This is a genomic window from Flavobacterium luminosum (assembly GCF_023635005.1).
Lineage (GTDB): Bacteria > Bacteroidota > Bacteroidia > Flavobacteriales > Flavobacteriaceae > Flavobacterium > Flavobacterium luminosum.
Genome location: NZ_JAMLJM010000003.1, coordinates 242,682 through 254,559 on the forward strand (window position 1 = coordinate 242,682; position 11,878 = coordinate 254,559).

Genomic DNA, 11,878 nt, shown 5'->3' on the forward strand with positions numbered 1-11,878 from the left:
TATTTCTCCCAAAGAATACAGAAATAGGAAACTTTAATGTGGAAAATTACAAGTTCAACTTTAAAGTCTTTATTGGAACAATGGTGATTTTTTTTCTCCAGAACCCATGCTAGCGGAAGCTTCTAGCTCGTACGACATAAAACAATGAAATTAAAAAATTACTATTTCATTTTATACTTTTATAAAAATGAGTGAAAGTATATCTTTGAAGAAAAAGAAGGGCTTATTATATCTCCTTTGCAACAGTTTATTGAATTGCTATTTTTACTAATGTAGATTATTTTGATGTCATGATAGAATCTTTAGACTACTACCATAAAAAAGTATGGAAATGATAACTAGACTGTTTTAGAAATTGATTTAAATTAGTTACGGGCACGAGCAAAACGCTCGCACCATCAGGTGGAAAATTTATCTAAATCCTACACTACAAGAATAGACGAAATAATTACCATTAAGATTTAAAAAAGTTGTATATTTTCAATGGTATTTAATAGTTATAGGCAACTGTAACAGACAACAAAATAATAAGACAGAAAATTGAAATATATTACACGGACAGTTTGGATTTTATCAATAGTTAGTTTACTTACTGACACAGCAAGCGAAATGCTGTATCCAATTATGCCAATTTATTTAAAGACAATTGGATTTTCAGTGGTTCTAATTGGAATACTTGAAGGTGTTGCCGAAGCAACAGCCGGACTTAGCAAAGGTTATTTTGGCAAACTTTCCGACACTTCGGGTAGACGAGTTCCGTTTGTGCAAATCGGTTATGCTTTTAGTACCATTTCAAAACCAATGATGGCCATTTTCATTTATCCGCTTTGGGTATTTTTTGCCCGAACCATTGACCGTTTTGGTAAAGGCATACGAACTGGTGCAAGAGACGCTATTCTGTCAGACGAAGCAACACCACAAACTAAAGGAAAAATTTTTGGTTTTCACCGTTCAATGGACACTTTGGGTGCCGCAATTGGACCTTTATTAGCTTTGATTTACCTATATTACAACCCAAACGATTACAAAACACTTTTCTACATTGCTTTTATTCCTGGTCTTTTTGCTGTTTTGGCTTCCTTTTTTCTTAAAGAAAAAAACCATACGACAGATAGACCAAAAACAACTGTTTCATTTTTTTCATTTCTACAGTATTGGAAAGAAAGTCCAACAACATACAAAAAATTAGTAGTAGGACTTTTAATCTTTACATTGTTCAACAGTTCCGATGTATTCTTGTTGCTTAAAGTTAAAGAAGCAGGACTTGACGACACAGCAGTTATTGGTGTTTATATTTTTTATAATCTCATTTACGCTTTGTTTGCATTTCCAATTGGCATTATGGCTGACAACATTGGTCTTAAAACTATTTTCGTGTCTGGACTTGTTTTATTTGCAACTGTTTACTTCGGAATGGCTATCAACACTAATATTTATTTCTTCTTCGGTCTATTTTTTCTGTACGGCATTTATGCAGCTGCAACAGAAGGAATTTCCAAAGCTTGGATTTCAAACATTACAGACAAAAAAGATACCGCAACCGCAATCGGTACATTCTCTGGTTTACAAAGCATTTGCACAATGTTAGCCAGTTCATTGACAGGACTTATTTGGTTTCAATTTGGAGCAACAATTGCATTTACCTTGACTGCAACGATAACACTAATTGTTTTTGCTTACTTCTTAACTATTCCAAAACCAATAAATGGAACAACAGAAACATAACGACAAAAGAAAAGCTGCCGATAAAACAGGTTTTGTGTAAAGCGGTGTAACGTGTAAACTTGAGGCTCTGTGCTTCTTATCTACCTCGGTACTGGTTGATAGTTTTGCACTTCGAAACACGTACCAAAGCAAAGCCCAAAAACGTTAGATTTTTTTTAAATTAATTAGAATAGTTTACACAGAAAAACTATGCAAAAAAAATACCCGATCGCTCGGATATACGCAAACAAAACCAGAGCATTATCTTTAGCTCGGAAATATTTCCCGTACCTACAAAGAGCGTAAAAAAACATGATTTTGATTGTATGCTCTCAAAGAATATTATTTTATCTTAGCAAGAAACTATGCAGATTTGGAAAATGAGATATTATAACTTATCAGCAAACTACTATTTTTCTTTTCTCACAAAATATCACAATACAAAAAAAATACGCCTTACGGCGTATTTCTTATTTAGTAAGTACTTCAGGCATAACCTTGGCCTCTGTACCATTGGGTAACGAGATTTTTAATTTAAATGCCAAAGTCGGAGCAATTTGTGTGATTTCTTTCTTATCGTAACTCTCTCCTTTTTTAATGTTCCATCCGTAGAATAAACAAGGAACATGGGTGTCATAGGTATACGGTGAACCGTGAGAAGTTCCTGTGCCTATGTATTGCATGTAAGCCGGTTTATCAATAACAATTAACTCTCCGTTTTGTGATGGGTCATATCCTTTTGATACAAAATTAAGGTATATATCCGATGTAGAACCTGCTATAATTTCACTCTCATCATATACTCTTTTCACTTGTTTCTGAGTATACAAAAATTCTTTTAGTGCTTCTTTTACTTTTGCCAGCTCCAATCCTTTTGCTTTAATTTTCACTTTGTCTAAAAAAACATTGTAATTAGAATAATTAAGCAATAGGTCATCTCCAAATGTTGTTTTTAGAAATTCTGCAATCGATTGTTCTATGTTTTTCTCGCTATTGTTTTCCACATCATATTTATTGTCTTTCAAGTGGTTGACATTTTCTGCTCCTGCATGGTCAGCAGTGATGAACAGCAAATAATTGTCTTTTCCAACCGTTGCATCTAAATAATTCAGGAAATTCCCCATGGTTTCATCCAAACGCAAATAAGTATCTTGTAATTCGATTGAACGCGATCCGAAGGTGTGTCCAATATAATCTGTCGAAGAAAAACTCACCGTTAAGAAATCGGTTTCATTATCTTTCCCCAATTGTTCAGCTTCAATCGCTCTCATGGCAAAATCTGCCAACAACGTATTTCCATGAGGGCTGTTGCGTAAAATTCCAGCATCTCCCGGTTTAGTCATTTCCGCTAAGTTATACGGAAAAAAAGCTTGTTTCTTGTTTAATTTCCCTTCATAAGGGTTGTCATCCGGTAAACTTTCATTGTAAACGTCTTTCGAACGCAACAAATCCCAACCTTTATTGGCATATTTTTCATAGTTCTTTTCATTATTGAACTTTACTACCCAAGCCGGTAAGTTTTCACCGTAAAAAGTACTGGAAATAAAAGAACCGGTTTTGCTGTACCAAAATGCACCGTTAGCAAAATGGCCTGCTGGTAAGATAGCTCCTCGATCCTTGATACTCATTCCAATCACTTTGCCCTTGAAATTTGTTGCCAAACGAAGTTCATCTGTAATCGTAGTTGCTTGTAATAATTTAGGAGACATTAATCCTTCGTTCCCAACACCATCACCTACCATTGTTACTGAAGCATCATCCGTACAATACACTTCTTTTCCAATGGCTTTGTTAAACCATTCGTTACCCACAATACCGTGAACTGCCGGAGTAGTCCCCGTATAAACCGAAGCATGACCTGGTCCGGTAAACGTAGGCATGTAGTTGTAATGCATGTTGTGGAACATAAATCCTTCACGTAGCAAGCGTTTGAAACCATGCTCTGTAAAATCATCGGCAAAACGATACAGATACTCTGTTTTCATTTGATCGATTACGATTCCTACGACCAACTTCGGTCTTTTCAGTTCCTGAGTTTTATTTTTCTCTGCCTTTTGTGCATTGGCCAAACTTATTGTCAATAAGGCTAAAGTAAGTACAATCTTTTTCATTATTTTTTCAGGTATTTCATATTATACACTAATACGCGATCGTTGTAATTGATATACAACTGACTCATATTTTCTTTTTTTCGAGTTTGAATTTCAATATAACAGGTTTCTCCGTTTAAATCTACACAATCGAAACCTAGAATTTGTTTCCCGTTTTCTTGCTTTTCGTCGTAATACTTTTGTATTTTAAAGTATTGTTCAATTTCCGAATATATGGCGATATAATTTTTCGGTGTGTTTAAACTTGCTACAAATCTTGCCGGCTTAAAAGGCGTAAATTCACTCCAGGTTCTTTTTTGTTTTACAGACATACTAACGCCAGACACTTCAAATCGATAGACTTGTGCCTGCAGTGTTGCTCCAAAAAATAGAACCCATAATAATATTGTAAGTTGTTTTTTCATTTCTTATTTTTAAAAAGTGGCCACTTCTTTTTTAGCCTGTTCAAACTCGGTTACTACTTCCTTAATAATTTGGCTCACGGGTTGAATTTCATGGATTAGTCCAGCAATTTGACCGATTTCTAATTCTCCTTCTATCAAATCTCCTTCAAACATCCCTCGCTTTGCTCTTCTTTTCCCTAAAAGATTTTCTAATTCTTCTTTGGTTGGACCTTTGGCATACAATTCCTGCAAATCGTTATAAAATTTATTCTTAATCAGTCTTACTGGAGCCAATTCTTTTAGGGTTAACTGGGTTCCTCCTTCTTCGACCTCTACAATAGTTTTTTTGAAGGCTTCGTGAGCAGAGCTTTCTTCAGAGGCTGCAAAACGACTTCCCATTTGCACCCCGTCTGCTCCTAAGACCATAGCCGCCAACATGCCTCTTCCTGTGGCAATACCTCCAGCAGCGATTAGTGGAATATGTATCTTCTCTTTCACCATAGGAATTAATGTCAGCGTGGTGGTTTCTTCTCTTCCGTTATGTCCTCCCGCTTCAAAACCTTCTGCTACAATAGCATCTACTCCAGCTTCCTGAGCCTTCAAAGCAAATTTAGAACTACTCACCACATGCACCACGGTAATTCCGTGTTGTTTTAAAAAAGGAGTCCATGTTTTAGGATTTCCTGCCGAAGTAAAGACAATTTTCACGCCTTCTTCGACTATAATCTGCATGATTTCTTCGATATTGGGATAAAGCATCGGGACATTAACCCCAAAAGGTTTATCGGTTGCTTTTTTGCATTTTTGAATGTGCTCACGCAGCACTTCTGGATACATGGAACCTGCTCCGATCAATCCTAAACCACCAGCATTACTTACGGCGCTGGCTAGTTTGTAGCCACTATTCCAAATCATTCCTCCTTGAACAATAGGATACTGAATAGTAAAAAGTTGCGTTATTCTGTTCATGATTATTGTTTGATTAATTTTCCGGAAGCCGAAGCTTTTCCATTCGATAACTTATAAAAATAGATTCCGGAAGGTACTGTTGGTAACGTAATATTTTGTTTAGGGTAGTCTACCCTTTGTGACATGATCTTTTGTCCAAAAGTAGTATAAATTTCAATTTGGGCAGGCAAAGACGCTTCTAAAACAGCAATCGTTAGTACGTCTTTTACAGGATTAGGATATATTTCCATTTTTGAATCCTCCACTTCGTTGACTGTCAAAACTTTATTGAGCATCGTTTGAAAATCCGGGATACCGTAACCATAGTAAATATCCGGAGTCGAATACCTATCTGCCGATGCTTTGATTAATTGTACGATCTCTGTATTGGTTTTGGAAGGAAAAGCCGACCAAAACGAGGTGATGGCTCCTGCTAAAATTGGAGAAGCAAAGGAAGTACCATCGGCTGTATGTACCGTACCTGTTTCGTTGGCTACCACCGAAGCGGTACCCATTGCCATAACATCCGGTTTGATACGGTTATCGGCCGTAGGTCCAATGGAACTGAATGATGATCTAGTTTCTGTAGCGTTTACAGCACCCACTGTTATATTCATTGCGGCATCTGCCGGAGTCAAAATATTGGGTTGTGTAGTACTTCCTGAATTTCCGGCAGAGCTAACACAAATCATTCCTCTGGAAAATGCTATATCCGTAGCTCTAGCTATTACTGAAACCTGACCGTTCATTTGTGTATAGGAATAGCTATAGTTAGGGTTGTCATAAGAAAAATAACCTAAAGACGTATTAATAACATCTACTCCTAACCTATCGGCTTGTTCCGCGGCTTCCACCCAATAACTTTCTTCCACCGGAGATTCGCTAGCCACATCTTCTGTAATAAACAGATAATAATGGGCATCGGGAGCTGTTCCTACTAAATTGGTCGTGATGGCTCCCATCGTTGAGAGCACCATGGTTCCGTGAGGATGTCCGATATAAAAATTGGAGGAACGGTTTACATAATTGTAACCGCCTAAAATCAATCCGTTATCTCTTAAATGTTGAAAAGGTTCTGTCGTGTTCACTCCAGGAAATCCTGCATCCATAATGGCAACTATTTTTCCTGCTCCAGTAAAATTTTGCTGGTGCAATACTTGCGCGTTTAACATTTGAATTTGTGTGGCCGAACTTCCGTAATTGTATGCGGTTTTCGTATTGAAGCCTTTATTTATAACGTTATAAGGTTGTGCGGATTTTGACGCTACTCTTCCTCCCGTATTTAAAGCGTGATTGGCATATTGAATCCGATGTACAAAAGAGAGCGCACTTAATGCTGCTATAGCTATTTGAGTTCCCCGAACGTGCACTCCGTTAAGCCATTTTGATTTTGCCAATACAGTAATTCCATTGGAAGCTGCAATTTGATCTAGGTAAGTCTGTTCTAGAGGCGCATCCTTGGTATCGAGAGCTATTCCCTGAGTTGTTCTTCTATCGAGAGAACGTTGGCTTAATTCAGACAATGGATTGTTAAAAAAATGGGACGCATTGGGTTTATCCAAAAAATAGACCCAAGCCTCTTCATTTTGACCAAAAACAGTGCTGGTAATTAGAAGTAAACTGAGGAATATGTTTTTCATGATACACACTTTTGATCCTTCAAATATAAACAATGCTCCAGTATAATCACAAGGTTTTTAAGAAATTACCCCTGATCCAATTAATTCTTCGCCGAGATGCCATGAGACAAATTGCCCTTGAGTAATGGCCGATTGTGGTTGATCGAACTCAACATACATTCCCGAATCAAACATAAGTAAGGTAGCGTCTTGTAATTCTTGACGGTAACGAATGCGCGCTTTTACTTTCATTGTTTGGCCTGCTTTTAAAGCCAAATCAGGTCGAATCCAATGTATTTCTTCCTTGGCTACAAACAAGGCTTTTCTGAACAATCCGGGATGATTGTGTCCTTGTCCGGTATAGATAGCATTGGTTGGAATATCGGTAGCGATAATAAACAAAGGTTCTTTGGTCCCACCAACATTCAATCCTTTTCTTTGTCCGATGGTATAATAATGAGCTCCTTGGTGTTTTCCCACCACTTTTGCCATTGCTGGAGTATAGTGTATTGGTGATGATTCTGATTTAAGTCGATCTTCTTCCGAATGAAAAGTAGTCGATTCTGCCTTGAATATTTCATTTTCGGCAGAAACTTCATAAATCAAACCTTCTTTAGGCTGTAACTGTTGTTGTAAAAATTCCGGTAAACGAACCTTTCCAATAAAGCAAAGTCCTTGTGAATCTTTCTTCTCCGCCGTTACCAATTCCATTTTTGACGCAATTTCCCTCACTTGAGGTTTGGTCAATTCTCCAATCGGGAATAAGGCTTTGGCTAATTGCTCTTGAGACAATTGACATAAAAAATACGATTGGTCTTTGTTACCATCGACTCCTGCCAACAGTTGATATACCGGTTTCCCATCGACTTCTATTTCGCCTTTACGGCAATAATGTCCCGTAGCCACATAATCGGCACCTAGAGAAAGGGCGATTTTCATGAAAACATCAAACTTGATTTCACGATTACACAAAACATCCGGGTTGGGCGTACGTCCTTTTTCGTATTCACTGAACATATAATCAACGATACGTTCTTTGTATTGTTCACTCAAATCGACGGTTTGAAACGGAATACCAAGTTTTTGGGCTACCAATAAGGCATCATTACTGTCTTCTAGCCAAGGACATTCGTTAGAAATGGTCACCGAATCATCGTGCCAATTCTTCATGAAAAGCCCAATGACTTCATAACCTTGCTCTTTTAACAAATAAGCCGCCACACTGGAATCTACACCACCTGACAAGCCTACAACCACTCGTTTCATTTCGTTTTGCTTTTAAATGTAATTTGGGACTGCAAAGTTACTGTTTCTTTTGTAAACTTGGTTTTTTATATCCGTTGATTGTATCGGCATTCATTTTACGGACTAATTTTCCGTTTTCGAAATACTCCCAAATTCCTTTTTTCTTATCATCTTTAAAATTTCCGACAATTACTAATTTTCCATATTCGTCGTATACTTTATAAGGACCGTGCATTTTTCCGTCTAAGAAAGTAGATTCTTCGACTAATTTCCCTTCTTTGTTGTATTTTTTTGCCACTCCATTTTTCATTCCATTCTTGTAGGTAACATCTTCTCCTAAAATACCGTTGCTATAATATACTTTTCGGGATCCTTCTAGTTTATCATCGATATAATTTTCCGTAGTCATCACGCTAGTCAATCCTTTGTGATAATACTTCCAAACACCTTGGCGTTTTTTGTTTATGATATTTCCTTCGCTTACTTTTTTTCCTTTTTCATCATAGAAAATCGTATATGCTCCTCCTTTACCATCAAAATTACGGGTAGCCATAATGATTTTTTTATCACTGTTGGCATAATATGTAAAAAGGCCTTGTTCTTTTCCGTCTATAAACTTGCCTTCATAACGAAGCAGTTTAGAATCATCATAGTACCCTTTCCATAGACCATGACGTTCTCCTTTAGCATTTGTCTGATTTTCTTTGACTTGTGCAATCGCTGCAGTTTTTACAAATAGGAATACTACCAGTAATTTAATTATTTTCATTTCTTTCTTTTTTCAAAATAAACTCAAAAGTATTGGATTTATTTTTTGAGAACAAAAATTAAGCCAATTACTTCTAAAATCTACGGTTTTATACGAATATAGTACGATTCTAAATCGAGAATCACTCGTTCTCATTCGACCAGTACATCATAATTTTTATCGACACCTCATAATAAAAATAAAATTCTAACATCATGAAGTAATGGTTATACGACAAGCATACTAATAATTTATTATGCTCCCAGTTCGATTGCCCTATTGTTGGCACTTTGCATGGCATGTGCAATTATTTTATCCAATGCATTGGTTTCAAAAACTTTGAGAGCACTCTCAGTAGTCCCTCCTTTTGAAGCTACCTTAGTAATCAGTTCATTGTAGGACAAATTGCTCGTACTTTGTAAATTAATCGCTCCAAGAAACGTTTGATGCACCAAAACCTCGGCTTCGGAAGAGGAAAACCCAAAATCTTCAGCCGCTTCAATCATAGCATTCATAAAATAAAACACATAAGCTGGTCCGCTTCCTGAAACCGCTGTAGCCGGATTAATCAGAGACTCATCTTCTACATAAATTGACTTTCCTGTAGTATTGATTAAATTTTGAACAATAAACAAATCTTTCCTATCGGTTTCTGCAGAAGCCGAAAAAACAGTCATTCCTAATCCGATTTGGGTTCCCAAATTAGGCATTGAACGAATTACTTTTTTAACGGATAATTTTTCTTTAATCTTTTCAATAGAAACTCCCGCCATTACCGATAATACAATTTGTTCGTCCGTAATGAATTGTTTTAGCGTTTTTGCTACTTCCTCGAAATCCTGCGGTTTGGTGGCCAGAATTACAATATCAGATGCTGTTATATTTAAGTCCGGTAGCTTTTGAAAATTAACCATTGGTATTCCTAGAGACATTTCGGATTGGGGTAATGTTCTTGTGACTACATAAATATCTTCACTTTTAATAAATTTTGATTTGATAAAACTACTGGCAAATGTTTTACCTAAATTCCCAAAACCAATAATTGAAATTTTCATAATAAAATAGTTGTATATTGTTGCTGTAGAATAGAAAAATCCCTGCTTTGAACTTTTACAAGAATCAAAACAGGGACTGTATTTTTAAGGAGTACTAATTTTTGTATTATTTATTTCCTTTTGCTTTTTTATGCGCTTCCGCTTGTTCCATGGCTTCTTGTAATTTTTGCTGGAACTTGCTAGGCTTTTTAGGCTCTTTTAATTTATTCTCCTGAATTTGCGCATGAATTCTTTGTTCATCTACCACATAATTCTTGATGTAGAACATAATTCCTAAAGTCATTAAGTTAGAGAACAAGTTATATAAACTCAGACCAGAACCATAGTTATTAAAGAAAATCAACATCATTATAGGAGAGATGTAAATCATCATTTTCATGATTTTACCCATATCCGGCATTCCTTCTTGTTGTGGTGCTGCCATTTGTTGATCTCCAGTAGTATACTTCATGTAGAAGAAAATCGCGATCGCTGCCAAGATAGGCAATAAACTTACGTGATTTCCATAAAGAGGGATTCTGAACGGTAATTGTAACACCGCATCATACGAAGATAAATCTTCAGCCCAAAGGAATCCTTTTTGTCTTAACTCTATAGCCGCCGGGAAATACTTGAAGGAAGCAAACATGAATGGCATTTGAATCAATGCTGGAATACAACCCGCCATTGGATTAACGCCTGCTTTGTTATACAACTTCATGGTTTCTTGCTGACGCTTTACAGGATCTTTGAATTTCTCGTTAATCTCATTCAATTCCGGACGCAATACCTTCATTTTTGCTTGAGACAAGAATGATTTATAGGTAATTGGCGACATAGCCATTTTGATAAGAATCGTGAATACGATAATCGCTATTCCGTACGACATGAATGTACCGATGAAACCAAATAACGGCACGAAGATAAATTTGTTAATCCATCCGAAGATACCCCAACCTAATGGAACGATTTCATCTAAATTTTTGTCGTAATTATTTAAAATCTGATAATCGGCAGGACCGTAATACCAGTTCATTTTGTAGTCTAGCTCTCCATTGTTGAAGGCCAACGGCAAAGAAGCTTTGAAGTTTTTAGTAAATACACTGTCTACTTCTTCGTCTTTGATTAAGTTCTGAGAAGCTAGTTTAGCTGTTTTAAAAGGTTTCTCTGTCAATAAAATAGACGTGAAGAAATGTTGCTTGAAGGCTACATAAGAAACTTCGTTTACTTCTTCCTCTTCGTCTGATTGTCCTAAATAGTTGTCTTTACCGTCTTCATATTCATAAACCATTTCAGTTAAAGTATTCTCGTAAGAAATACTTTTTTCATTGCGGTACGCTTTTAAATTCCATTCTAAATTAGCCGGGTTTGAAGTATTTAAAACCGAAGCCAATCCTTGTGAACGCACATCAAAATCTAACATATAATCGTTAGCTTTTAATACGTATTTGTATTCTAGGAACTGATCTTGCCCCGCTTTAAGTTTCATGGAAAGGATTTGATTCCCATCGGCTTTAGAAAGCGTTGGCTCAAAAAACAATTCTTTGGTATTGAGTACTTTTCCTTCTTTGGTCAGTAATGCAATGTTTAAATTGGCATTGTTCTCTTTAATTAACTGAACCAAAGGGCCGTTTTTATCGATGGATTTGAAATTTTTGAGTGTCGCCTCTGCTATATACCCTCCTTTATTTGCAATTTTTAGAATTACCAACTCATTTTCTAAAGTTGTGAATTCGTTTTTTGCAGACGGTAATGATGCTGAATAAGCGAAACTTCCCAAACTCGCTTGCATGGCTTTTACCTGAGAAGAATCGGAAGCCACTGCTTTCGTTTTTTCCGTTTCTGAAGCCGTAACGGTTTTGATTTCTTGTTCCTTTTTAGCTTTTTCGGCATCAATTTCAGCCTGAGAGGGTTGATTGGTGTACATGATGTACATCATAATCCCAAAAATTAACGTAAATCCAATAATTGAATTAAAATCAAATTTTTTTTGTTCCATTGTTAAAATTTAGCTTTCAGCGTTAGGCTTTCAGCATTGGTTAGTCTACTATTTTTACTTTTTGTTACCCAAATAATCAAGAGGATT

Annotated in this window: 9 protein-coding genes; 1 reads left to right on the forward strand and 8 read right to left on the reverse strand. The window is 36.4% G+C overall.

What is annotated here, in order from left to right; all coding sequences use genetic code 11:
* The first annotated feature begins 540 nt into the window (after positions 1-540).
* On the forward strand, positions 541-1,725 hold the full coding sequence (locus tag NAT50_RS06135) for an MFS transporter (RefSeq protein WP_262918610.1): 1,185 nt from the start codon (positions 541-543) through the stop codon (positions 1,723-1,725).
* Between the two features lie 449 nt (positions 1,726-2,174).
* Here the strand turns inward: NAT50_RS06135 and pafA are convergent, their stop codons facing one another.
* The 8 genes from pafA to yidC all read right to left on the reverse strand — a co-directional run bounded on the left by pafA (position 2,175) and on the right by yidC (position 11,791).
* Positions 2,175-3,815 carry an alkaline phosphatase PafA gene (gene pafA / locus NAT50_RS06140; protein WP_250592336.1) on the reverse strand — a complete coding sequence of 547 codons (1,641 nt, stop codon included), beginning with the start codon at positions 3,813-3,815 and terminating at the stop codon, positions 2,175-2,177.
* On the reverse strand, positions 3,815-4,219 hold the full coding sequence (locus NAT50_RS06145) for a hypothetical protein (RefSeq protein WP_250592337.1): 405 nt from the start codon (positions 4,217-4,219) through the stop codon (positions 3,815-3,817). The genes pafA and NAT50_RS06145 overlap by 1 nt, the downstream gene beginning before the upstream one ends.
* 9 nt (positions 4,220-4,228) lie before the next feature.
* Positions 4,229-5,167 (reverse strand): NAD(P)H-dependent flavin oxidoreductase, encoded by a 939-nt coding sequence (locus NAT50_RS06150; protein ID WP_250592338.1) that lies wholly within the window; start codon positions 5,165-5,167, stop codon positions 4,229-4,231.
* Between the two features lie 2 nt (positions 5,168-5,169).
* The gene (locus NAT50_RS06155) at positions 5,170-6,786 is read right to left on the reverse strand and encodes a S8 family serine peptidase (protein WP_250592339.1); all 1,617 of its coding nucleotides are present in this window, start codon (positions 6,784-6,786) and stop codon (positions 5,170-5,172) included.
* A 57-nt stretch (positions 6,787-6,843) separates the two neighbouring features.
* Entirely contained in the window at positions 6,844-8,031 is a 1,188-nt protein-coding gene (mnmA, locus tag NAT50_RS06160; RefSeq protein ID WP_250592340.1) for a tRNA 2-thiouridine(34) synthase MnmA, read from the reverse strand.
* Between the two features lie 37 nt (positions 8,032-8,068).
* Positions 8,069-8,779 (reverse strand): toxin-antitoxin system YwqK family antitoxin, encoded by a 711-nt coding sequence (locus NAT50_RS06165; RefSeq protein WP_250592341.1) that lies wholly within the window; start codon positions 8,777-8,779, stop codon positions 8,069-8,071.
* Positions 8,780-9,012: 233 nt separating this feature from the next.
* On the reverse strand, positions 9,013-9,813 hold the full coding sequence (gene proC / locus NAT50_RS06170; protein ID WP_250592342.1) for a pyrroline-5-carboxylate reductase: 801 nt from the start codon (positions 9,811-9,813) through the stop codon (positions 9,013-9,015).
* 106 nt (positions 9,814-9,919) lie between these two features.
* Complete coding sequence (yidC, locus tag NAT50_RS06175; protein ID WP_250592343.1) at positions 9,920-11,791, reverse strand: membrane protein insertase YidC; 1,872 nt, start codon at positions 11,789-11,791, stop codon at positions 9,920-9,922.
* Between the last annotated feature and the right edge of the window lie 87 nt (positions 11,792-11,878).

What these genes read in the sequence shown, in the direction of transcription:
- pafA (WP_250592336.1), bottom strand. Translation starts at nt 3,815, where the DNA reads ATGAAAAAGATTGTACTTACTTTAGCCTTATTGACAATAAGTTTGGCC.
- proC (WP_250592342.1), bottom strand. Translation starts at nt 9,813, where the DNA reads ATGAAAATTTCAATTATTGGTTTTGGGAATTTAGGTAAAACATTTGCC.
- NAT50_RS06145 (WP_250592337.1), bottom strand. Translation starts at nt 4,219, where the DNA reads ATGAAAAAACAACTTACAATATTATTATGGGTTCTATTTTTTGGAGCA.
- mnmA (WP_250592340.1), bottom strand. Translation starts at nt 8,031, where the DNA reads ATGAAACGAGTGGTTGTAGGCTTGTCAGGTGGTGTAGATTCCAGTGTG.
- yidC (WP_250592343.1), bottom strand. Translation starts at nt 11,791, where the DNA reads ATGGAACAAAAAAAATTTGATTTTAATTCAATTATTGGATTTACGTTA.
- NAT50_RS06150 (WP_250592338.1), bottom strand. Translation starts at nt 5,167, where the DNA reads ATGAACAGAATAACGCAACTTTTTACTATTCAGTATCCTATTGTTCAA.
- NAT50_RS06155 (WP_250592339.1), bottom strand. Translation starts at nt 6,786, where the DNA reads ATGAAAAACATATTCCTCAGTTTACTTCTAATTACCAGCACTGTTTTT.
- NAT50_RS06165 (WP_250592341.1), bottom strand. Translation starts at nt 8,779, where the DNA reads ATGAAAATAATTAAATTACTGGTAGTATTCCTATTTGTAAAAACTGCA.